Consider the following 22,139-nt stretch of genomic DNA (forward strand, 5'->3'; position numbering starts at 1 on the left):
CTCAGATCAATTTGCCCGAGGTAGACTCCAGCAACGCCCATGCTTCCTCGCCGAAACGCCCCTTCCAATCGGAGTAGAACGACGAAGCCTGCAGCGTCGCGCGGAACTGGGCAGTATCGACGTCGATAAATTCAAGACCCTTGCTCGTCAGCTCTGCCTGGAGTTCGGAATTCAGCTTTTCGACATCAGCGCGTTGCACGAGAGCCGAGCGATTGATTTCGGTGACGACAATGTCACGCAAGTCCTCAGGCAACATCTCGAAGTTGTCCCGATTGGCGAGGATCCAGAAGCCGTCCCACATATGGTTGGTCCGGGAAAGATACTTTTGAACCTCGTACATTTTGGCAAAGTAAATGCCAGCGAGCGGGTTTTCGAGACCGTCAGCCACGTGAGTCTGAAGCGCGGAATAGGTTTCGCCCCATGGAATTGATGTCGGCGCGGCGCCGAGGGACTTGAAGAGCGATGTCCAGAGCGGCGCAGGAGGGACGCGGATCTTGAAGCCCTTGAGGTCCTCGGGCGACTTGATCGGTTTGCCGATCGAGGTGGTCTGCCGGAAGCCGTTGTCCCACATCTTCTCGAAGGCGATCAGGTTGACCTTCTCAAAAGCCGTCCGGATGCTCCGGCCGAGCTCGCCATCCACCGACTTCCAGACCTGAGCATAGTTGGGGTAGGCAAATCCTACGCCGGTGATGGCCGCGGGCGGAACGAGTGTCGCTGCGATGAGGCCTGTCTGCGCAAGAAGGTCCAGGCCACCCGATCGAAGCTGGCTGAGCATATCAGCATCGGTGCCGAGCTGGCTCGCGGGAAACACCTGAATACTCACGCGGCCGTCTGTTTGCTCGCTGATCTTGTTGGAAGCCTCGGTCATGCGGGTGTTGAGCGGATGATCAACGGGCATGATGTTGGCAAATTTAAACGAAAACTCTGGCGAGCTCGCGCGCATTGTGCGAGGTGCCGCAAGCGTGGCGGTCATCGCCACGGAACTCATAATAAGGGTACGGCGGTTCATTGTGATCATTGGTTCCTCCTCTAACCGTGTTGATCTATGTCGATGTTTTTAGGAGCCTCCAGCGCAGGCGCTCTCCTCGTAAGCGGTCCTCAGTTTCTCGCAGGTTGCTTAGACCTTGGTGTGACGTCGCTGAAGCCGGAAGCCTCCCACTGTGCGGCTGGACGTAAAATAGGCGCTTGCGCCAAACGTCCGCAAATGAATTGCCTCAGGCCAATGGTGAGTTGAACTCAGGCGAGTTCGGCGTGACCCGCGATGGAGACAAAGTTTTTCTAGGAGAACGCGCCAGGCAACATGAATCCAGATCACATGTTTTTTGGGCAAACTCTTTTGATGTGGAGGAAGCCGCTATGCTAACCGCTTTGCATGCGACCATGGCACTCCGGTGGGATGTGCCGACCTATGACGTGCCAGTATCTCGGAGGAGACCGGAATTGCACCAAGCTTTAGAAACAAAGCCGAGCCCGGCACGAGGACCGGGAAAACCGACAATCGGTTTTTTTGGTCTCGGCTCCATGGGATTGCCCATGGCGTCGCATCTCCTAAAAAGCGGCTTCAACGTCAAGGGGTTTGACATCTCGGAGAATGCTCTAAAAAGCTTCGCTGACAGTGGCGGGACTGCCTATCCAGACGCCACAGAAGCCGCCAGCGAGACCGACGTCTTGATGTTGATGGTGGTCAACATCGACCAGGCGCACCAAGCCCTCTTCGAACGGGGCGCCCTGGCAAATTCAACCAGGACCAGCATCGTCGTCCTGATGTCAACATGCCCTCCCGGCGAGGTTGAACAGCTCGCCGAGGCCGTGACTGCTCGCGGTCACCGGTTTCTGGATGCACCTGTTTCCGGCGGCGTCGCCGGAGCGCGTGACGCGTCGCTTTCCATTATGGTGGCTGGCGACAGGCAAACCTATGAAATGAGCCGCGATCTTCTCGACGTGCTCGGCTCCAAGATCTATTATCTCGGGGAGCGGCCTGGCCAGGCATCGGTTGCCAAAGCGGTCAACCAGTTGCTGTGCGGTGTACACTTGGCGGCAGCGGCTGAGGCGCTGTCGCTCGCCGAAAGGGCTGGGCTCGACACCTCAACGGTACTCGAGATCGTGTCCGGCTCGGCGGCTGCCAGCTGGATGCTCAACGATCGTGGCCAGCGTATGCTTCTGGAAGACCCAGAGGTAACGAGCGCGGTAGACATCTTTGTGAAAGATCTCGGTATCGTGCTTGCCGCTGGCTCCTCTGCCAGGGCCGCCCTGCCGCTCGCCTCCGTTGCGCATCAGTTCTTCCTTGCCGCGTCTGGCCAGGGGTCGGGCTCGGCAGATGACAGTCAGGTCATTCGTGCGTATCGGGGGATGACCGCGGGCCAGAAGGAGGCAAAGAAATGAGTGCCGAGATCAAAAGCAATTACGCGCGACTGTCCGGCATCAACATGCACTACCTGACCGCAGGATCCGGTAAGCCGCTGGTTCTCCTTCACGGGGTGCCGCAGAGTTCGCACGAATGGCGGCACGTGATCCCCTTCCTCGCCGACAAGTACGCGATCATCGCGCCGGACCTGCGGGGCCTCGGCGACACTTCCCGGCCCGCCGATGGGTACGACAAGAAGACGATTGCCGAAGACGTGTGGGAGCTTCTTTCTGAACATCTGAAGATCGATCGCTTCAATCTTGTGGGACACGACTGGGGCGGCCCGGTGGCGTTTGCCCTGGCCGCGCAGCACCGGGAGGCTGTTAGCAAGCTCGCGATCCTGGACGTTACCATTCCTGGCGATGGAGCGGACATGTCGCAAGGCGGCCGGCGTTGGCACCACCCCTTCTTCAGGACGCCGGATTTGCCGGAAGCGATGTTCGGCGGTCGCGAGCATATCTATCTGGAATGGTTGTTTGACAATTATGGCAGCCGGGCAAACGTGCTATCTCAGGAAGACAAGAATGAGTATTTCCGTACCTACCTAAAACCGGGTGGCCTACGCACACTTCTCGCCTATTATCGGGGCTTTCCAACCGACGTCAAAGACAACGAGTTATTCCTCGAGAGGGATGGCAAGCTCGAAATGCCGGTCCTCGCCCTGGGCGGAGACAGTGGTTTTGGCCGCGGCATGGAGACGATGGAATCAATGCAGCGGGTGGCGAGTGACGTTCGAGGCGGATTGATCCCGGGCTCGGGTCACTGGGTTGCGGAAGAAGCTCCCGAATTCATAGCGAACGAACTCCGGAAATTCTTTGGCTAAACCACTGCCTGACGTCGGGGATGCGCGTCTGATCCACCAGTCGCGCATCACCGACCCTGAGTGTGCATAACTCACCTCCCGCCGACGTCGATCTCACTCGCAGAAACCGTGTCGCCAGCCAGGGTCTCTTCGATCCAACGCTTGAACAGAGCGATCTTTGGTGTTCTTGCCCTGGACCTCAAGTACACGAGACTATGGCAATTGATGCTGGGGCCTTCCGGGCCAAACGGCGCAACGAGCCTCCCGCTTTTCAGATCTTGCCGGACGAGTATGAGGCTTTCCAGGCAAACGCCAAGTCCATCCGCGGCCGCATTGATGGACATGAAAGATCTATCGAAACGCAGTCCCCGATCCATGTTGAGCCTCACACCGTGGTCGTCGGCCCAATCCTGCCAGCGATAGAGGTTCACTTCGGAGTGGATGAGCGGAAATCTGGCGAGATCCTGCGGTGAGCGTATTCCGTTTGCGCCCTCGACCAACGATGGGGCGCACAGGACCATTATTGGCTCGGGTGGGAAGGGCTCGACGGCGATGCCAACCTCCACGGGCTGCGTTCCGTAGCGGATGTCTATATCGACGTTGCCGGTCCTGAGCTCGGCCGGGTCACCAGAAGCGTGCAGTCGAAGATCGATCTCCGGATAGCGGGCGCTAAACCGGGCCAGGCGAGGCATGAGCCACTGCGAAGCTAGACTGACGACCGAATGGATATTCAGAATGTCACTTTTGCCCTTCTTCGTGAAATTGCGCGTGGCGCTCTCGATCCTTCGAAACGAGGCGCTGATCTCTTCGGCGTAAGCCCTCCCCGCGTCAGTCAGTATGATTGAACGCCCGGAGCGATGAAATAAAGCAATTCCGAGCTCCGAATCCAGCGCGGCCATTTGATGGCTCACGGCCGAGGGGCTGATGCTCAGTTCCTCGGCGGCTTTTCCAAAAGATCCAAGACGTGCGACAGCTTCCAACACCTGTAGCGATCGCAGCGAAGGAAACTCCAACGCGCTCATCACCCCTCCTCCCGTTTATGCGTGCCTCGCCACCTTTCCCACTGGAGAGATTCAGTACGCTGGAGGACGCCCTTCATCTATATTCCATGAGGAAATTTAACGCAAATGATGCAGCTGTTGAGATGTATTCATGCATTGACCGACGGAATTCGCTTGTCCGGATGAAGCGTTTTTAACACTTTGCCCTTCGGAACGGACTTTGCGCCGTTCTTCTAAGGGAGGAATGCATGGCTGAACGGGTGATCTCCGTGTCCGGCGCGCCGTACGACGGGCATAGCAGAGAGGCCGCACTGGAGAGCGCGGCAACCCTCGGGTTCACGCATTTCGAGCCGGCCTTTATCGTTGGATATACAGAACCCTTTGACGAGACCGCCTTCAAACCTTCCGAGATGACCAGTTGGCGCAGCGCGCTTAGGTTTTCGGGGCTCTTGTGTCATGCAATGTCGTCGCACATCGACCTCGGTTTCGAAGATTCGGTCGAAGTGTTCACGGGCCGCATGGCATTCGCCGCGGCGATTGGAGCCAAGGTTATTGCGACCAACACGGCCGCCCGACAAAGAGAGGCAACATTCCGTCGCAACGTCGAAACCATACTGAGAAGAGCGGAAGCCTTCGATATCATCGTTGGCCTGGAAAACCCAGGAGACGGCAGCGATAGCCTGATCAACACCGCGCGAGACGGTATTTCTCTTGTTGAGGAATTCGGATCGCCCTTTCTAAAGCTAAATTACGACGCCGCAAACACAGCGTCACATCGACCGGACATGGACGATCTCGCAGGTGATGGAATCCTGGCGCTGCCGGAATCGGCGCACGCCCATATCAAGGATGTTCGTGAAACCGACGAAGGTTGGTTTTTCTGCGATATCGGCGACGGCAAGGTCGGGTGCGAGCGCCTCCTGGCTGCAATCGCAAAGCTCGACAGCCTCCCGGTCAGTATTGAACTTCCCTTGAGACTGCATCGCAATCGGCAGGCGCAGCCCGTTCGCCGCCGAGATCCCGTGCCGCTGTCATCGATCGAGGACTCGCTGGCTCGGTCGCTCAAGGTCGTCCGGCGAGCGCTCAACGACAATCAATGACCGTGTCTGGAGGAGGACGCAGTGCAACGTTTTGTAAACAACCGCGATGAGGTCGTGGAAGATACCATCAAGGGCTTTGTGAAGGCACACCGAGACATCGTGCGCCTCGCCGAAAACCAACGCGTGGTGACGGCGATTGACCGGCCCGCGCAAGGAAAAGTGGGTGTCGTAACTGGAGGTGGCTCCGGACACGAGCCTGCCTTCATTGGCTATATAGGCCGCAACATGCTTGACGCGGTCGCGGTCGGCGAGCTGTTTTCGTCGCCAACGGCCAAGAGCTTTCAGGATGCCATACGCGAAGCGAATGGTGGGAAAGGGGTCGTTGTCCTCTACGGAAATTATGCCGGAGACAACATGAACGTGAAGATGGCGATGAAGCTCGCCGCAAAGGACGGCATCGAGGTTGCCACGGTCGTTGCAACCGACGACGTATGCTCCGCCCCCGCGGAGGAGCAGGCGAAGCGCCGAGGCGTTGCCGGAGAGATCTTCATGTGGAAGGTGGGGGGAGCGAAAGCGTCGATGGGCGCCAGCCTATCCGAGGTTCGTGACGCAGCGCAGAAGGCCATCGACAATTGCCGCTCGGTCGGTGTCGGATTGGGGCCGTGCACTCTTCCAGCGGTCGGACATCCGAACTTCCAGATCGAGCCTGGCACCATTGAAGTCGGTATCGGCCATCACGGCGAGCCGGGCGTGCGAGTAGAAGCGCTCAAGAGCGCATCAGAGGTCGCCAAGGATATGTGCCAGATCGTGCTGGATGACCATGATCTCGGCTCGGGGACAGAAGTGGCCGTACTGGTATCTGGCCTTGGCGCGACACCGCTGAACGAACTTTACATTCTCTTCGACACAGTCGAGGAGGAAATCTCCGGCCGCGGCCTCAGGATCCACAAAGCGTATGTTGGTAACTACTTCACGTCTCTTGAGATGGTTGGAGCGACTTTGACGGTTATGGCGCTCGATGAAGAGCTAAAGTCGCTACTGGAGGTCGAGGTTCGCTGCGCGGCGACACTTTAAGGAGGGAACAATGCAAAAAATGAATAACGCGGCAGCCGGAGAAATCGTAGTCTCCATGGCAAGAGCGATCATCGACAACCGCGACTACCTCAGCGAGATCGACGGCAAGATTGGCGACGGCGATCACGGAATAAATATGGCGAAAGGTTTCGGTTTAGTGGCCGACCGGATACGCGGCAAGGAGCTATCGCTCGCAAAAGCGCTTGAGACCCTGGGAACAGTCCTGATGACCGAGATCGGCGGATCTATGGGTCCGCTTTACGGTGTGATGTTCACCGAGTTTGCCCAGCAGATCGATCAGGTCGACCAGATCGACAGCAAGACGTTCAGCCGAATGCTGCATGCTGGCTTGACGGGTATTCAAGAAATTGGTTCGGCTAAAGTCGGCGACAAGACATTGCTTGACACGTTGGTGCCTGCTGTTGAAGCTTTTGACAAAGCGACATCAGAAGGAAAATCCTTCGACGAGGCATTGGAACTCCTCGTTGCGGCAGCCGAAAGTGGCCGCGATTCGACGGTGAACTTGATCGCACGGATCGGCCGAGCCAGCAGGCTGGGCGAACGATCGCTCGGCGTGCTGGATGCTGGTGCGACGTCTTGCGCGCTGATCCTCAAGGAGTTGTCTGAGGGAACCCGTGATAGGCTTCAATAGTGTCATCGCTTCTTGAGCGTGATCATACTGAGAACCGAAGTGATGCCGAGCTTAAGGGGAAGCCAATCCAGAGTGCCGCTCGGTTATTGATGTGAAACGCGCCGCGATAGAAATCCGGCAACACTCCTCCGTGTGCCGCCCGAGGGTGGACACCCGCTTTCGCGGCCATCCGGGAATCAAACTTAGCGGACAGATTGGGTCGGCGGCGAACTATGCATTCGGTCTCCGGGCACCATCGCTCTCGCTTGCAGGGTCGGGTTCCGCAAACCGCGAAAGGCACGACTCATCGCAACTTAGGCGGTGCCACGACTGAAGCTGACGCGACATTCGGTCACGCGGCGACGCAGAGTCCTTCGCTCAGCTAACACCTGACCCGCTAAATCGAAGACACGAGTAATCGGCCTGGGGGAGCGACGACCTGGCACGAAGCTCGAAAATCGTGCGTCAAACGGTGGCCCAAACGGAAGCAAGCCAATCCCGCTCTTTACCGATGGCGTCCTGGCCGGTTCCGGATCTTCCACGATCAACCCGCGAGGGGTCCGCTAGCAAGCTGCGGCCGCTTCCGCTTTGCGTCGCGGTGATCGCGCCCGGACCCGTGCCTTTGGAGGAGCCATCGAGCGGGAATTGGCCCGCTCCCGAAGGAGCCTCTCAAATGTCGCACGATCTCTCTCTCGCCCAGTCCCACGCCTTCCAGCTCTCCCGTGACCTGATGGTACCGGTCACCCTTTTCGAAGTTGACGGCGAATATGGCGTCATTCCTTCCGATGAGATCGACGCCGACGACGATCTGGCGATCGTGCATGAGTACATGCCTTGGCCGGCTCATTGAGCCGGCACCGCCGGGGCGTGCCCCTTGCGAGCGGCGGGCCGCAAGGGAAGCTTCGCCGCGGCCAATTTCAGCTTGCATGATCCGACAATTGCGCGCCGCGCCCTTGCGGCCTTTGCTCTTTGGGGCCTGCCGAAAGGGGTCGGGTGAACCGACGGGCAAGGAAGGGCTATGGAGGCCGATCGCCGGGCGATCGGAAGGAAAAATGAAGAGAAGAGAAATAGAAGCGTTGCGCGAGCAGGTCAGATGTGCGGCGGTGCTTGAGCATGCCGGGTTTGCAATAGACGCGAAGGAAAGCACACGGCGGGCAGTCAAATTCCGCCGCGGCGGCGAGATCGTCATCGTCACCTATGAAGGACGCGGATGGTTCGATCCACTGTCCGACGCGAAAGGCGATGTGTTCCGGCTCGTCGAGCATCTCGAACGGGTCGGCTTTCTCGAAGGCGCAGAACGGATCGCGGCTCTCATCGGGTTTCAGATCACGGAGCCGGAGTGGCAGCCGGCGAAACATGGCGAGAGATGCGACCTCTCTCTTCCCGATCGTTGGCAGTCCCGCCGGCGACCCTGGCCCGGTTCCTCGACATGTCGATACCTCAGTGGCGAGCGCCACGTGCCAACTTACGTGCTGCGAGCGACTATCAAAGGCGACCTACTGCGAGAAGGTCCGCAAGGCAGCATGTGGGCGGCGCACCGAGACCAGGCGGGGGCCTTGACCGGCTGGGAAGCGCGGGGTCCGCAATACCGGGGTTTTGCATCCGGAGGAACCAAGGTTCTTTTCCGTTTCGGTTCGGACAGCGCATCGCGCTTGGCCGTCACAGAAGCCGCGATCGATGCCATGAGCCTCGCGGCGATCGAGGGTTTGCGGGAGGGCACGCTTTATCTCAGCACCGGCGGCGGATGGTCGCCGGCCACGGAGGCAGCGTTGCGGGAGCTGGCCGCGAAAACTGGCGTCCAGATCATCGCGGCGACGGACGCCAATCCCCAGGGCGACATGTTTGCCGAACGGCTGCGGACGCTTGCCGACGATGCCGGCTGCGACTGGACACGGCTTCGGCCGCCGGAAGAGGACTGGAACGAAACCCTGAAGATCAGGGAAAAGGAAAAGAGGGAAAGGATGGAAGGAGGAGGCGTGCCGCATCCGCGCCGCCCGCGTCAAGGGAGGCTTCGCCCGGCGTAGCCGGCCCTTGACCCTGACGGTCGCGATGCCGGCGGCAGCCAAGGGGTCATGAAGGACTGAATAGGAAGGCACGGTCGAGAGGACAGTGCCGCGCTTCGGTCCGAAACCTCCGAAGGAGCTGTAGATGAACCCCTCTCCCGCAATCCGAAAAGTCTTCCAGGGTGTCGCAAGCCGACCGCAGATGTTCCGCATGTTCGACCGTCATCTCCAGCGGCCCAACCGCTGGGAAGCCGACGCAACGCCGCTCTATGCCGGCGAATGGTTCGAGATCGGCGAGGCCGAGCACGACTACATGTTCGAAATCCTGCCGCCGCTCTGGATCCGCGGTTCGATGTTTGCGATGCGCGAGTTCCTGACCGGCTCGGTGACATCGGTGTTCTTCGCACTCCGGATCGATGAGGCGATCCGCTATTTTCACGGCTATTGTGATCTTGCCGATCAAGCCTCCGTCGAGACCATGCGCGTCGCGATAATTGAGCGCGAAAGCCGCCCGGTTCGGTCCATGACGCGCGAGGAGCGTCTCGAGCATATCTGGAGCAGTACGGCGGACGACTATCGCGGCTATGCTGGCGAGCGCTGGCCAGAGGCTTCGCGCGGCAAACGCACCCTGATGATCTACGGCGGTAAAGGCGGCACTGTTCTGAAGCTGCTGGAAGACCTCAGCGAGGACGAGATCGCCGCCAAACTGCCGGTACAACTGCGCCACCTCCCCTCGCCGATCGCGGCTTGAGAGTTTCCGTTTGCATCCGTGCGCGAAGCGATCGCGCTCGGACCACGATAGCCGCGCAGCCCATGCAGGCGGCCTCCCCCCTTCGCGTTCCTCGACTGTCGCTTGCGGCGGATCGATGACGCTCGCTCACAAGGAGTTTTCGATGAGCAGCGATCCCTTCACCCTTGATATGTTTGGCAGCAGCGCTTTGTCATCAGGACTTGGTCTTGGCGTCGCTGCGTTCGGCGGTTTTGCCGCCAACGACGACGAGCCTGACCCGACCCCGCCCTCTTCTGAGCCGGCTCTGCCGGTGACCAACCGGCCGGTCCCGCGGAAGCAGGGGCAGCGCGCCAACTTCTATCTCGACGATGGCGACCGCGAGCTCGCCGCGAGCTGGAAGGAGCGGGCACGCATCAACGTTGCGGCAATCCTCACCGCCAACGAAATCGAGAAGATGAACCTGCCGGTGACTCCGGCCGCGCAGGCGAGGCTCATCCGCTTCACCGGCTTCGGCGCCGGCGAGCTGGCAAATGGCATGTTCCGGCGGCCGGGCGAAGCCGACTTCCGCACAGGCTGGGACGATCTCGGCAACTCGCTGCAATCCGCGGTCAGCGTGGGCGACTATGCGTCGCTTGCCCGTTGCACCCAATATGCCCACTTCACCCCCGAATTCGTCATTCGGGCAATCTGGATGGGCATTCAACGTCTCGGCTGGCGCGGCGGCCGTGTGTTGGAGCCCGGGATCGGAACGGGCCTGTTTCCGGCGCTGATGCCGAAACAGTACCGCGAACTGAGCTACGTCACCGGCATCGAGCTCGATCCCGTCACGGCCCGCATCGCGAAACTGCTGCAGCCGAAGGCGCGCATCATCAATGGCGATTTCGCGCGCGCCGACCTCAATGCGATCTACGATCTTGCCATCGGCAACCCGCCCTTCTCCGATCGGACGGTTCGCTCCGACCGGCAATATCGTTCGCTCGTTCTTCGGCTGCACGATTACTTCATTGCCCGATCGATCGATCTCCTGAAGCCGGGCGCCCTGGCTGCCTTCGTCACCAGCGCCGGCACCATGGACAAGGCGGACGGCACCGCACGCGAACACATCGCCAAGTCCGCCGACCTGATCGCCGCAATCCGACTGCCCGCAGGCAGTTTTCGGCGCGACGCCGGAACGGATGTCGTGGTCGACACCCTCTTCTTTCGCAAACGCAAGGCAGGCGAGCCGGAAGGCGACCTTTCGTGGCTCGACCTGGAGGAAGTCCGGCCGGCTACCAAGGACGAGGGCGCGATCCGCGTGAACAGGTGGTTCGCGCGGCATCCTGATTTTGTCCTCGGCGACCATGCCCTGAGCTCCGGTCCCTTCGGGGAGACCTATACGTGCCGATCACGCGCCGGCGAGGAGCTCGACGCGGCGCTGACGGCAGCCATCGCTCTTCTTCCGGAAGGCCTTTATGACGGCGAGCCGACGGCCATCGACATCGATCTGGAGGACGAGCTTGCCGAGAACGTCGATCTCCGCCCCGACGATGCCAAGATGCGCGAAGGCAGCTATTTTGTCGATGTCAGGCACGGCCTCATGCAGGTCGTCGATGGCGAGCCCGTCGCGGTGCAGGTGCGCAAGGCGCGCAGTGGCGAGGGAATTTCTGAAAAGCACGTCCGGATCATCCGCAAACTGATCCCGATCCGCGAAGCCGTGCGCGACGTCCTGAAAGCCCAGGAACTGGACCGGCCGTGGCGCGAGCTACAGGTGCGGCTGCGCATCGCCTGGTCGAACTTCGTGCGCGATTTTGGCCCGATCAACCACACCACGGTTTCGATCATCGAGGATGAGACGACGGGCGAGGTTCGTGAAACCCATCGCCAGCCGAACCTTATGCCATTTCGCGACGATCCCGACTGCTGGCTGGTTGCCTCCATCGAGGACTATGACCTCGAAACCGACACCGCCAGGCCCGGGCCGATTTTCTCGGAACGCGTCATCGCGCCCCCTTCCCCGCCCGTCATCACCTCCGCAGCCGATGCTCTAGCGGTCGTCCTCAACGAACGCGGGCGCATCGACCTCGATCATATCGCCGAGCTTCTGCATTGCGACACGGATGCGGTTCTCGATGCGCTCGGTGACGCAATCTTTTGCGATCCCGCCGACGGCTCATGGCAAACCTCGGATGCTTATCTCTCTGGGGCCGTGCGCACCAAACTTGCTGCCGCGGCAGCTGCGGCCGAGCTCGATCCCGCTTATGAGCGCAATGTCCGTGCGCTTCAGGCGGTGCAGCCCGCCGACCTTCGCCCGTCTGATATCACCGCACGGCTGGGTGCTCCCTGGATTCCGGCCGCCGATATCGTCGACTTCGTGCACGAGACGATGGGCGCCGAGATCAGGATCCACCACATGCCGGAACTCGGTTCATGGACGGTCGAGGCGCGGCAACTTGGATGGACGGCGGCCGGCACATCCGAATGGGGCACCGACCGACGCCACGCCGGCGAGTTGCTTGCCGATGCGCTGAACAGCCGCGTGCCGCAGATCTTCGACGTCTTCAAGGATGCCGATGGCGAGCGGCGGGTGCTGAACGTCGTCGATACCGAAGCCGCCCGCGACAAGCTGCAGAAAATCAAGACGGCCTTCCAGAACTGGGTGTGGACCGATCCTGATCGCACCGACCGGCTGGCGCGGGTCTATAACGATCGTTTCAATGATATCGCGCCTCGAAAGTTCGACGGCTCCCATCTCATGCTTCCCGGCGCCTCTGGCGCCTTTGTTCTTTATGGGCATCAGAAGCGTGGCATCTGGCGGATCATTTCGTCCGGCTCGGCCTATCTCGCGCACGCTGTCGGTGCGGGCAAGACGATGACCATGGCGGCCGCGATCATGGAACAGCGCCGGCTCGGGCTGATCGCCAAGGCGATGCTGATGGTTCCGGGCCATTGCCTCGTCCAGGCCGCCCGCGAGTTTCTCGCGCTCTACCCGAACGCCCGCATCCTCGTCGCCGACGAGACCAACTTCACCAAGGACAAGCGCGCTCGCTTCCTCTCGCGGGCGGCGACGGCGACCTGGGACGCGATCATCATCACCCATTCGGCATTCCGGTTCATCGCCGTGCCGTCGAGTTTCGAACAGCAGATGATCCAGGATGAACTGCAGCTCTACGAGGAGCTGCTGACCAAGGTCGACAGCGAGGACCGTGTCTCCCGCAAGCGTCTCGAACGGCTCAAGGAGGGACTGAAGGAACGACTGGAGGCGCTGTCCACCCGCAAGGACGACCTGTTGACGATTTCCGAAATCGGCGTCGACCAGATCATCGTCGATGAGGCGCAGGAATTCCGCAAGCTTTCCTTCGCCACCAACATGTCGACCTTGAAAGGCATCGATCCGAACGGTTCGCAGCGTGCCTGGGATCTCTACGTCAAGTCTCGTTTCGTCGAGACGAAGGACCCCGGCCGGGCTTTGGTTCTCGCCTCCGGCACGCCAATTACCAATACGCTTGGCGAGATGTTTTCGGTCCAACGTCAGCTTGGGCACGCGGCGCTGGCCGAACGCGGCCTGCATGAATTCGACGCCTGGGCCTCGACGTTCGGTGACACGACGACGGAACTGGAGATCCAGCCATCAGGCAAATACAAGCCGGTCAGCCGGTTTGCTTCCTTCGTCAACGTCCCGGAACTGATCGCCATGTTCCGGTCTTTCGCCGACGTGGTGCTGCCCGGCGATCTCCGCGACTACGTCAAGGTGCCTGAGATCTCGACCGGCCGCCGGCAGATCCTGACGGCCAAGCCGACCCAGGCATTCAAGAATTACCAGACGGTCCTCGACGCCCGTATCAAGGCGATCGAGATGCGTGAGGGGCCGGCGCAGCCCGGCGACGACATCCTGCTCTCCGTCATCACCGACGGTCGCCATGCCGCCATCGATTTGCGCCTGGTCGACGTGGACAATGACAACGAGCCGGACAACAAGCTCAACTTGCTCGTCCAGAACGCTTTCCGTATCTGGCAGGAGACGTCGCAAAGCACGTTCGTGCGACCCGACGGCAAGCCCTTCGATCTGCCTGGCGCGGCGCAGATGATCTTCTCCGATCTCGGCACCATCAACGTCGAGAAGAGCAGAGGCTTTTCCGCTTACCGCTGGATCCGGGATGAGCTCGTCCGCCTGGGCGTTCCGGCCTCCGAAATCGCCTTCATGCAGGACTACAAGAAGACCGAGGCGAAGCAGCGTCTGTTCGCCGACGTCCGCGCCGGCAAGGTCCGCTTCCTGATCGGCTCGTCGGACACGATGGGGACCGGCGTCAATGCGCAACTGCGCCTTAAGGCGCTGCATCACCTCGACGTCCCGTGGCTGCCTTCGCAGATCGAACAGCGCGAGGGCCGGATCGTTCGTCAGGGCAACCAGCATGACGAGGTCGATATTTTCGCCTACGCCACCCAAGGTTCGCTTGACGCCTCGATGTGGCAGAACAACGAACGCAAGGCCCGCTTCATCGCGGCGGCGCTGTCTGGCGATACCTCGATCCGCCGGCTGGAAGATCTCGGGGAAGGAGCGGCCAATCAGTTCGCCATGGCGAAGGCGATTGCCAGTGGCGACGAACGCCTGATGCAGAAGGCGGGACTCGAGGCGGACATTGCCCGGCTCGAACGGCTGCGCGCCGCCCATGACGACGATCAATATGCGGTGCGCCGGCAGATCCGCGACGCCGAACGCGATATCGAGATTTCGGAGCGACGTGTTGCGGAAATCGGCAAGGACATTGACCGTCTTGTTCCGACCGCGGCCGAGGCCTTTGCCATGACGGTCGTCGACGAGGCTTTCAACGAGCGGAAAGCCGCCGGTCGCGCCTTGATGAAGGAAATCCTCACCCTGGTTCAGCTCCAGCAGGAAGACGAGAGCGTCATCGCCTCGATCGGAGGCTTCGATCTCGTCTATTTCGGCGAGCGATTCGGCAGGGACGATGGGTATCGCTACACGACCCTTCTCCAACGCACTGGAGCGGATTACGAAATCGATCTGCCGGTGACCGTGACGCCGCTTGGCGCTACCTCCCGCCTCGAAAACGCGCTCGACGGTTTTGACGAGGAGCAGGAACGCTATCGCCATCGCCTTCATGACGCCCAGCGGCGTCTCGCCTCCTACCGCTCGCGCGAGGGCGGCCTGTTTGCGTTTTCCGAAGAACTCGCCGAGAAGCGCCGGCAACTACGGGACGTCGATCAGGCATTGGCAGCCGTGGCACGCGAGGAGGGTTTGGCCCACTCGGAAGCGGCCTGAGGTCTGACGCCATTTGCCTGACCTCCATCCGCGGATTTTGGAAGCGCTGCAGCATTCACATAGCTGCAGTGCACAAAAAGTGTTTTCCAAGTGGTCAAAATTCGAGCATAGTGCACACAGCTGATGCACATGGCGGCTTTCCTCCCAGTTCCGCCGCAGCAGCTGTTCCCCTCTGGAGGTTTATTGACCTTCACACTTCATGGGCCGCGGTTTCCGCTGGCCCATTTTTTTATCTCCCATCTATCCCGATCGACATCCAGTCGCTTGCAAGCCGATGCGTTTTTGCAGGCCGGCGGCGTCAGCCGCCGAAATGAGAAGCAGGCAAGGGAGAAAAGGAGGAAGAGGGAGATGAACCGGTCGCAGAGCAGTCGGCTGGTCGCCGCTTCCGCTCAACCGCCGCCTCCGCATCCCGCCACTCGTCCTTCGCAGGGCTGTAAGCCCCGCTCGTCCTTCGCGGCAGCGATGCTCGGCCGCAGTTGCACCCAGCCGCCCGCTCGGCGGTCCGGAAAGTGTCTTCGGAAAGAATGAAGACGCGAGAAGGGCAGGCAGAGGGCCGTGTCCAATCCCCGACAAGGAGCATCCCATGCAACTGATGAAGGTCGATCCGCGTGCGCTGAAGGACAACCCCGACAACACGCGCCAATCGAAGTCGACGCCGCAGGCCGACGCCCTGCTTTTGGCGACGATCAAGGCCGTCGGCGTGATCCAGCCGCCGGTCATTTTCCCGGAAGTCGGCGGCAACGGTTACATCATCGAAGCCGGTCACCGGCGCACTCGAATGGCGATTGCCGCCGGTCTCGAGGAAATCGACGTGATCGTCGTTGAGGCGGCCAACGACAACGGCGCCATGCGCTCGATGGTCGAGAACATTGCGCGCGAGCCGCTCAATCCGGTCGACCAATGGCGGGGCATCGAGCGGCTGGTCGCGCTCGGCTGGACCGAGGAGGCGATCGCGGTGGCGCTCGCGCTTCCCGTCCGCCAGATCCGCAAGCTTCGTCTGCTCGCCAACGTGCTGCCTTCCATGCTCGACCAGATGGCGAAGGGGGACATGCCCAACGAGCAGCAGCTAAGGACGATCGCGGCCGCATCGTCCGAAGAGCAGAAAGAGGTCTGGAAAGCCCATAAGCCGAAGAAGGGCGACACGGCGGCCTGGTGGCAGATCGCCAACGGCCTCTCGAAAACCCGCATGCATGCCCGCGACGCAAGTTTTGGCGACGATCTTCGCCTCGCGTACGGTATCGAGTGGGCCGAGGACCTGTTCGGCCCTGCCGACGAGGACAATCGCTACACCACCAATGTCGAAGCCTTTCTCGGCGCCCAGCAGGAGTGGATGGCGAGCAACCTTCCGAAGAAGGGCGCCATCGTCGAGGTCAACAATTGGGGCCAGCCGGAACTGCCCAAGAAGGCCGAACGCGTCTACGGCAAGCCGGCCAAGGGCGATTGCACCGCGATGTATCTCGATCGCGACGGCAAGGTGCAGAGCGTCCACTACCGGATGCCGGAGGCAAGGAAAACCGAAGGGCGATCCGGTCCGGCCGGCAACGCTTCGACGGAGGCCGACGACGACACCGATGTCGTCGGGAAGACCAGGCCCGAGGTCACGCAGAAGGGCCAGGACATGATTGGCGATTTCCGTACCGATGCGCTGCATGAGGCGCTCGCCCGGGCGCCGATCGAGGACGACATGCTGATGGCGCTCCTGGTCATGGCGTTTGCCGGCACCAATGTTCGGGTCGATTCCGGTGCCAACGACACCGTGTTCGGATCGAAGCGTTTCCAGCGTCATGTCGCGCGCCTCTATTCCGCAGACGGACGCTTGTCGTTCGACATGGACGGCGTGCGTGTCGCCGCCCGCTCCGTTCTCATCGACGTGCTCTCATGCCGGCGCGGCATGTCGAACAGTGGCGTCGTCTCGCGCATTGCCGGTGACGCGATCGGCGCGGACGCTTTCCTTCCAAACATGGGCACCGAGGATTTCCTGCTTTGCCTGTCGCGTCAGGCGCTCGAAGCCGCCGCCAAGTCGGTCAATCTCGTCCCGCGGGCACGGGTCCGCGAAACCCGCGCGGCACTTATCGGTCACTTCGCGGCCGATGCTGCCTTCGTCCTTCCGGCGGCGCTGTTTGCGCCTGACCCGAAGGACATCGCAGATCTTATGAAGCACGCCGATGATCTCACCGGCGACGACGGCGACGGTGCTGAGGGCGAGAACGTCGGTGTCGACAGGTTCGATCCAACAGCGACGGGACATGGCGATCCCGTCGCCGAACCCGTGGGTGATGCCGCCTCCGACGAGGAGGAAACCGCCTACGGGATCGCGGCGGAATAGCCGCCCCCGTCCTTCTCCGCCTGATCTTCCGCCGCCGGTCCTCCCGGCGGCGGTTTCGTTTCCACCACCCACAAAAACCTGAAGGAGGATGCGATGTCCGCGTCTCTGATTTATGACCTCGCCCCGATCGGCTCCATCGTCGCCTGGTCGGATGGTACCCCACGACCGCCCGAGCGCCACAGGAAGAAACTGTCCGCTTGGCAAACACGCAATAGCCAGGGCCGGCTGATCCGCAAGGAAGGCGAGCGCTGCGTCGGCAACACCAGTCTGACACCGTGTTTCACGCTGCATGAAGGCGATCTCGGCGCAAATGGCATCATCACCGTCCGTATCCACCGGACCTTTTCGCTCGATAGCGGCCTGACATTCAAAGTCGTCGAGCGCCCCGCGCTTGGATCTGTTCGCGTCTTCGATCGCCCCGGCGCCAATGCCGAACTCGTTCACCTGGCCGACAATCGGCAGGCGGCCGCGGAATGGCTCACCCGGCACGGCTATCCGCATGCCGTTCTCGAGGAGGCGACTGCCGACGAGGTCGCCGCAGATGAGATCGAAGGGAGGGCTGCGGCATGACTATGCTTTCTTCTGACTCCAACGAAGTCTCCGCCCCTGACGCGTCGGGGGCGGAGTTCGGCAGAAGCGCCGACGGCATGGCTGTCGCACATGTCGGCGATCTCGTCTTCGCGATGGTTCCGGCCCGGGATGGCCAGTATTTTCTCGCCAGCGCCTGGCGCGTGTCACGGCCGCTTGCGGAACTGAAGCGCGATGATTTCTATTCGCACTACGGCTCTGTTGAGGGCGAAGCCGCTTTCCGAAACCGCATGATCGAACAGGCCGGGCATAGCCGCGAACTGCGGCTCCTATCCCGCCAGACCGTCCGGGTGACCTGCAGCACGCCATGGGGTCCGTCGCAGGGCGCCACCGTCTACGCCGATGGAATTGTCTGCCATACGACGGCAGGTCACGGTGGCTTCAGGCTCTCTGACGCCAGCAATGCCAAGGTCCACCCGATGCTCAGGACAGATGGCGGCTGGTATGAAGAGGACGCTGCCTGGGCAATCGTCGCACTCACCTTTCCGGACCTGTTCACGACCTATGAGCGCAAGTGCGCCGATAAGACTATCCGCGACAGCTGGCCGGACGCCTGGGAAACGATCTTCGGTCGGGCGCTCGCCCCCGGCGAGTCTTACCAGAGAGACGCCCAGGCATTCGCACGAGAGCATGCCGGCGACTGGATCGTCACCGCGGCACTTCGTTCGGACCATCACACTGGTATGATCGAGGTGATCGCCACCATCGGCGGCGCGCGCGGCGAGCGAGTGGAAGAGCGCCGCTTCCTGGTGCAGAGCGACGAATATGCGGCCGGCCGCTTTGGCTTCGTCATCGATGAGACACGGCATGCCGCCTATGAGGGTTCCTCCAGCTTCGCCGCCTGGCGCGGGAGGGCGTCGTAATGTCCAACTCCGAGCAACGCGCCGGGCAGTTTACCAGAATGGAATCGGCGCGACGGCAGACCCAGCACCAGCTCGATCTGATCGACCGGCAGATCATGCGACGCATGATCACGATCATTCCCCAGCTTGGTCGCCGTCACTCCGGCTATCGCCGCGGCAAGGCGCCGGAAGCAGGCGCCTTTCTCGAACGCTACCGGGCCAACCTGGCAGCGATCACCGCCGAGCGTCAGCCGGAAATCGATGCGCTTTCGAGAAAACTCGCCCGACAGGATGCGGCAATCGCGGCGCTGCGGGCGAGAGCCGGGTCCGACGGCACAGTCGTGGCTGCTACCGGTCCGGGAGGCAGGACGCCATGAGCACGATCGGAGACCTGGAGCGAAGAGCAGGCATCGGCGCATCACCGGCGGAGCGCACCGCTTTCTGGCTGCAGTTCCATCACCTCGAAGGCGAAGCCTGCCTCAATGCCGGTGTCGCGGAACTCAGGCGGTTGATCGCTCTAAGGGAAGCACCGGCGGATCCCAGACCAAAAACGCGCACCGTTCGTCGCACACGCGAAACGCTGCCGCCTTTGACGCCGGAACAGGAAGCAGCACTTCAGGCCTATGCCGCCAGGAATGGAAGGCGCTGGAAATCGATCCTCAACAACGCCTGGATGGGCGGGCCGCCGTATGATGACGGCGGTCTGCTTCGTGGACTTCGCAACTCGCACGGTCCCACCTGGCTACAATCCTACCGGTTGCCGAAGCCGGCCAAGCGATAGGTCGAGCGCTTGACGTCGGTGAGCTGGAAAGGCTCAGGCAAGCGGGCGGGCCTGTCGTTTCGTTCGAGGACATCATAGTCCCGCGCCTTGCCGGATCGCCCTTCGGTTTTGCTGCGGTCTGAACCGGCGGCCGTGCGCTTCAAGGCCGCTGTCGCGCCGCGGGGCGGCCGGACCCCGCCGTCCTTCACGGATCAGGCTCGCGTGCTCGTTCGCGGGCAGTTTGCCCTCGTCGCCCGCAAACCGGCTCCGCTCGTCCAGGCAGGACCGGACCCTGAAACGCCCGTCTTCCGCCGGTTGGAATGACCGCACCGAAGGGCAAGCCGGCATGGGCCGGAGCCCGATCGGACGACCTCGAAAGGAAACGATCATGGCCAAGTCCGCACCCTCCTCTCGCCAGTCTGCCCGCGTCGTGCAACTGCGCAAGGGCGCCACTATAGAAATGGTCCGGCTGACATGCCCGGACGCCAGCCAGGCGGTGAAGATCGCCGAGAGTTTCGGCACGGCGGTCATCGACAGCGACGGCATTCGCGACCTGCACGAACGGCTCGTCATCGAGACCGCCGATGCGCTCGGTGAGGGCCTGGGCGACAAGGCGATGCAGATCCACCTGCAGCGGATCGTCGGCGCCTTCGTCGGCTCTGCCCACGGCGCCGGGCAGTTCTACAGCCGCGCTGTCACCGAGGCGCGCGATGCCACCGCCAAGGCCGCCAACGATGCCCGCGACGAGGATCTCGACGGCCCCGTCGGCTATGACAGCGCCGCCCAGCGCAAGCGCGAATTCGCCGCCGACATGGGCATACAGGCCCATTCGCTCAGAATGGCGGCCGAAGGCGCCGTCGCCGCCTATGCCCAGGTGATCGGCGAGACCTGGAAGCCTTTCGACCGGCCGGTCGAGCAGCCGGGTCATTCGCTCAGCCGCAAGGCCGCTGAAGCCCAGATCTCGGCCTTCGACTAGGCCGTGCCGGCGGGGCTCCGGCCCCGCCTCTCGACAAACGCGTGAACGGCAGGTTCCATGGCGGAGCCGGCCTGTTTTCGTGTCGCTGACGCGGCCAATAGGGAAACGGAAATCAGGCGGATGGCACGCCCTTCACGGCCCGTTCCGTTCGTCGGGTCTGCAGGAGCCACCGGCAGATGCAACGGCTCCGCCGTCCTCCACTGAAGTTCCGGCCGTTCCGGTGCATCGGCCGGCTGATCGGCTCCTGCCTTCTGCCCTCCGTAACGGGCCGCGACGGGCGCGGCCTCAAAACGGAGGCTTGAAGATGAGCAATACGGAGAAACAGCGGGTCGATCTTTATACCCGGATCACGGACAGAATCGTTGAGGATCTGGCGAAGGGCGTGCGGCCGTGGATGAAGCCATGGAACGCCGAGAACACGACCGGCCGTATTACCCGGCCGCTGCGTCATAACGGGCAGCCGTATTCCGGCGTCAACGTGCTGCTTCTTTGGTCGGAGGGCAGCGCCCGGGGATATACGTCATCCACGTGGATGACGTTCAAGCAGGCCCTCGAACTGGGTGCTGCCGTCCGCAAGGGCGAAACAGGCGCCACGGTCGTCTTCGCCAGCCGTTTCACCAAGTCCGAAACCGACGGGAACGGCGGCGAGGTCGAGCGGGAGATTCCTTTCCTGAAGGCGTACAGTGTCTTCAACGTCGAACAGATCGACGGACTTTCCGACCAGTATCATCACCAGCCGGCTCCGGTTCTCGATCCCGTCGAGCGCATCGAGAATGCCGATCGGTTCTTCCGCAACACCGGTGCTTCAATTCGCCATGGCGGCAACCAGGCCTTTTTTGCGCCGGCCGCCGACATCGTCCAGATGCCACCATTTGAGAGCTTCAAGGATGCGGCAAGCTACTACGCGACCTTGAGTCACGAGGTCACCCATTGGACGGCGCCGGGCCATCGCCTCGGCCGCGACCTCAGCCGCTATGACGAGGACAAATCCGAGCGGGCGCGAGAGGAACTGATCGCCGAACTCGGCAGTTGCTTCCTGTGCGCCGATCTCGGCATTGCTCCCGAGCTCAGGCCCCGCCCTGATCACGCCTCGTACCTCGACTCCTGGCTCAAGGTCCTGAGCGACGACAGGCGGGCGATCTTCCAGGCGGCGGCGCATGCGCAACGGGCCGTAAGTTTCCTGCATGGCCTACAGCCCGAACGTGCCGACGACCGGCTCGCTGCCTGAGGACTTTAGCGTCGGTCGTTGGTCTCGCCAGCGGCCGGCAACTGTTCAGGCCTCAACGTGGGGAGCGTGTCGGGATCAGCCGTGAGATCCAATTTGCCCCAGATCGAGGTTTTCCGGTCGATCGGCTTGAGCTTCCGGGATGGCTTGATTTCGACGATGGGCGACGATTCGCGAGCACGACGATAGCCCGAAGAACGGCCAACGCAACGCCCTTGCTTGGCTGTTCCCGGACGTTTGATTTTGACATGTGGACGGGGCGGCGAGCCCACCGTTGCAGGGATCCGGCAGGCAGTCGGGGCGCAGCTGCCATCGCCATATTCCCTTCCGCCGCAGATCAGGCCACGTCCTTCGCGGGCTCGATGAGGCGTGTCTGATCGAAAACCGGCTTCGCCTCGATCGTCCTCCCGCAACGGCCTTGCAAAACTTTCTTCCCCTGAGCGCGGTGCGCCCATTCCTCGCGGAACAACAAAGTTTTTC

At 61.8% G+C, this 22,139-nt stretch carries 19 protein-coding genes; 16 read left to right on the forward strand and 3 right to left on the reverse strand.

Features of this window, described 5'->3' with window-relative positions:
* Position 1: 1 nt before the first annotated feature.
* Positions 2–1,018, reverse strand: a complete 1,017-nt coding sequence (locus G9X64_RS12820) for a TRAP transporter substrate-binding protein (RefSeq protein ID WP_081284275.1) — start codon at positions 1,016–1,018, stop codon at positions 2–4.
* Positions 1,019–1,413: 395 nt separating this feature from the next.
* Between G9X64_RS12820 and G9X64_RS12825 the strand changes: the two genes are divergently transcribed.
* Both G9X64_RS12825 and G9X64_RS12830 read left to right on the forward strand, forming a co-directional pair.
* A complete protein-coding gene (locus tag G9X64_RS12825) occupies positions 1,414–2,382 on the forward strand; it encodes an NAD(P)-dependent oxidoreductase (protein WP_081284278.1) in 969 nt (322 codons plus the stop codon).
* Positions 2,379–3,227, forward strand: coding sequence for an alpha/beta fold hydrolase (locus G9X64_RS12830; RefSeq protein ID WP_171376652.1), 849 nt, complete (start codon positions 2,379–2,381; stop codon positions 3,225–3,227). The genes G9X64_RS12825 and G9X64_RS12830 overlap by 4 nt, the downstream gene beginning before the upstream one ends.
* A gap of 71 nt (positions 3,228–3,298) precedes the next feature.
* On the opposite strand, the gene G9X64_RS12835 is transcribed toward G9X64_RS12830, so the two are convergent.
* Positions 3,299–4,228, reverse strand: a complete 930-nt coding sequence (locus G9X64_RS12835; RefSeq protein ID WP_064843788.1) for a LysR substrate-binding domain-containing protein — start codon at positions 4,226–4,228, stop codon at positions 3,299–3,301.
* A 227-nt stretch (positions 4,229–4,455) separates the two neighbouring features.
* Between G9X64_RS12835 and G9X64_RS12840 the strand changes: the two genes are divergently transcribed.
* The 12 genes from G9X64_RS12840 (at position 4,456) to G9X64_RS12895 (ending at position 19,479) form a co-directional block, all read left to right on the forward strand.
* Complete coding sequence (locus G9X64_RS12840; protein ID WP_064843790.1) at positions 4,456–5,307, forward strand: sugar phosphate isomerase/epimerase family protein; 852 nt, start codon at positions 4,456–4,458, stop codon at positions 5,305–5,307.
* 21 nt (positions 5,308–5,328) lie between these two features.
* The gene (locus G9X64_RS12845) at positions 5,329–6,321 is read left to right on the forward strand and encodes a dihydroxyacetone kinase subunit DhaK (protein ID WP_040114043.1); all 993 of its coding nucleotides are present in this window, start codon (positions 5,329–5,331) and stop codon (positions 6,319–6,321) included.
* A gap of 10 nt (positions 6,322–6,331) precedes the next feature.
* Positions 6,332–6,973, forward strand: a complete 642-nt coding sequence (gene dhaL / locus G9X64_RS12850) for a dihydroxyacetone kinase subunit DhaL (RefSeq protein ID WP_064843792.1) — start codon at positions 6,332–6,334, stop codon at positions 6,971–6,973.
* A 652-nt stretch (positions 6,974–7,625) separates the two neighbouring features.
* Positions 7,626–7,802, forward strand: a complete 177-nt coding sequence (locus tag G9X64_RS12855) for a hypothetical protein (RefSeq protein WP_170961508.1) — start codon at positions 7,626–7,628, stop codon at positions 7,800–7,802.
* Between the two features lie 202 nt (positions 7,803–8,004).
* Complete coding sequence (locus tag G9X64_RS12860) at positions 8,005–8,976, forward strand: DUF3991 and toprim domain-containing protein (RefSeq protein ID WP_096771802.1); 972 nt, start codon at positions 8,005–8,007, stop codon at positions 8,974–8,976.
* Between the two features lie 124 nt (positions 8,977–9,100).
* Positions 9,101–9,706, forward strand: a complete 606-nt coding sequence (locus tag G9X64_RS12865) for a DUF1419 domain-containing protein (protein WP_064843796.1) — start codon at positions 9,101–9,103, stop codon at positions 9,704–9,706.
* A 142-nt stretch (positions 9,707–9,848) separates the two neighbouring features.
* Positions 9,849–14,942, forward strand: coding sequence for a helicase-like domain-containing protein (locus G9X64_RS12870; RefSeq protein WP_096771809.1), 5,094 nt, complete (start codon positions 9,849–9,851; stop codon positions 14,940–14,942).
* Between the two features lie 583 nt (positions 14,943–15,525).
* Positions 15,526–17,268, forward strand: coding sequence for a ParB/RepB/Spo0J family partition protein (locus G9X64_RS12875; protein WP_096771803.1), 1,743 nt, complete (start codon positions 15,526–15,528; stop codon positions 17,266–17,268).
* Positions 17,269–17,361: 93 nt separating this feature from the next.
* The gene (locus G9X64_RS12880; RefSeq protein WP_096771804.1) at positions 17,362–17,838 is read left to right on the forward strand and encodes a UCP036055 family protein; all 477 of its coding nucleotides are present in this window, start codon (positions 17,362–17,364) and stop codon (positions 17,836–17,838) included.
* Positions 17,835–18,719: a DUF7007 domain-containing protein gene (locus G9X64_RS12885; protein ID WP_096771805.1), complete on the forward strand. Its 885-nt coding sequence runs from the start codon at positions 17,835–17,837 to the stop codon at positions 18,717–18,719. Before G9X64_RS12880 ends, G9X64_RS12885 begins: the two co-directional genes overlap by 4 nt.
* A complete protein-coding gene (locus tag G9X64_RS12890) occupies positions 18,719–19,075 on the forward strand; it encodes a hypothetical protein (RefSeq protein ID WP_096771806.1) in 357 nt (118 codons plus the stop codon). The genes G9X64_RS12885 and G9X64_RS12890 overlap by 1 nt, the downstream gene beginning before the upstream one ends.
* Positions 19,072–19,479: a hypothetical protein gene (locus G9X64_RS12895; RefSeq protein ID WP_096771807.1), complete on the forward strand. Its 408-nt coding sequence runs from the start codon at positions 19,072–19,074 to the stop codon at positions 19,477–19,479. The genes G9X64_RS12890 and G9X64_RS12895 overlap by 4 nt, the downstream gene beginning before the upstream one ends.
* On the opposite strand, the gene G9X64_RS12900 is transcribed toward G9X64_RS12895, so the two are convergent.
* The gene (locus G9X64_RS12900) at positions 19,449–19,667 is read right to left on the reverse strand and encodes a hypothetical protein (RefSeq protein ID WP_096771808.1); all 219 of its coding nucleotides are present in this window, start codon (positions 19,665–19,667) and stop codon (positions 19,449–19,451) included. The genes G9X64_RS12895 and G9X64_RS12900 overlap by 31 nt on opposite strands.
* A 179-nt stretch (positions 19,668–19,846) precedes the next feature.
* Between G9X64_RS12900 and G9X64_RS12905 the strand changes: the two genes are divergently transcribed.
* Both G9X64_RS12905 and G9X64_RS12910 read left to right on the forward strand, forming a co-directional pair.
* Entirely contained in the window at positions 19,847–20,434 is a 588-nt protein-coding gene (locus tag G9X64_RS12905) for a hypothetical protein (RefSeq protein ID WP_096772370.1), read from the forward strand.
* A gap of 304 nt (positions 20,435–20,738) precedes the next feature.
* Positions 20,739–21,662: an ArdC family protein gene (locus G9X64_RS12910; RefSeq protein WP_096772369.1), complete on the forward strand. Its 924-nt coding sequence runs from the start codon at positions 20,739–20,741 to the stop codon at positions 21,660–21,662.
* Positions 21,663–22,139: the final 477 nt, after the last annotated feature.

Source organism: Rhizobium sophorae (assembly GCF_013087515.1).
Taxonomy (GTDB): domain Bacteria; phylum Pseudomonadota; class Alphaproteobacteria; order Rhizobiales; family Rhizobiaceae; genus Rhizobium; species Rhizobium sophorae.

What these genes read in the sequence shown, in the direction of transcription:
- G9X64_RS12820 (WP_081284275.1), bottom strand. Translation starts at nt 1,018, where the DNA reads ATGATCACAATGAACCGCCGTACCCTTATTATGAGTTCCGTGGCGATG.
- G9X64_RS12830 (WP_171376652.1), top strand. Translation starts at nt 2,379, where the DNA reads ATGAGTGCCGAGATCAAAAGCAATTACGCGCGACTGTCCGGCATCAAC.
- G9X64_RS12835 (WP_064843788.1), bottom strand. Translation starts at nt 4,228, where the DNA reads ATGAGCGCGTTGGAGTTTCCTTCGCTGCGATCGCTACAGGTGTTGGAA.
- G9X64_RS12840 (WP_064843790.1), top strand. Translation starts at nt 4,456, where the DNA reads ATGGCTGAACGGGTGATCTCCGTGTCCGGCGCGCCGTACGACGGGCAT.
- dhaL (WP_064843792.1), top strand. Translation starts at nt 6,332, where the DNA reads ATGCAAAAAATGAATAACGCGGCAGCCGGAGAAATCGTAGTCTCCATG.
- G9X64_RS12855 (WP_170961508.1), top strand. Translation starts at nt 7,626, where the DNA reads ATGTCGCACGATCTCTCTCTCGCCCAGTCCCACGCCTTCCAGCTCTCC.
- G9X64_RS12860 (WP_096771802.1), top strand. Translation starts at nt 8,005, where the DNA reads ATGAAGAGAAGAGAAATAGAAGCGTTGCGCGAGCAGGTCAGATGTGCG.
- G9X64_RS12865 (WP_064843796.1), top strand. Translation starts at nt 9,101, where the DNA reads ATGAACCCCTCTCCCGCAATCCGAAAAGTCTTCCAGGGTGTCGCAAGC.
- G9X64_RS12870 (WP_096771809.1), top strand. Translation starts at nt 9,849, where the DNA reads ATGAGCAGCGATCCCTTCACCCTTGATATGTTTGGCAGCAGCGCTTTG.
- G9X64_RS12875 (WP_096771803.1), top strand. Translation starts at nt 15,526, where the DNA reads ATGCAACTGATGAAGGTCGATCCGCGTGCGCTGAAGGACAACCCCGAC.
- G9X64_RS12880 (WP_096771804.1), top strand. Translation starts at nt 17,362, where the DNA reads ATGTCCGCGTCTCTGATTTATGACCTCGCCCCGATCGGCTCCATCGTC.
- G9X64_RS12885 (WP_096771805.1), top strand. Translation starts at nt 17,835, where the DNA reads ATGACTATGCTTTCTTCTGACTCCAACGAAGTCTCCGCCCCTGACGCG.
- G9X64_RS12890 (WP_096771806.1), top strand. Translation starts at nt 18,719, where the DNA reads ATGTCCAACTCCGAGCAACGCGCCGGGCAGTTTACCAGAATGGAATCG.
- G9X64_RS12895 (WP_096771807.1), top strand. Translation starts at nt 19,072, where the DNA reads ATGAGCACGATCGGAGACCTGGAGCGAAGAGCAGGCATCGGCGCATCA.
- G9X64_RS12905 (WP_096772370.1), top strand. Translation starts at nt 19,847, where the DNA reads ATGGCCAAGTCCGCACCCTCCTCTCGCCAGTCTGCCCGCGTCGTGCAA.
- G9X64_RS12910 (WP_096772369.1), top strand. Translation starts at nt 20,739, where the DNA reads ATGAGCAATACGGAGAAACAGCGGGTCGATCTTTATACCCGGATCACG.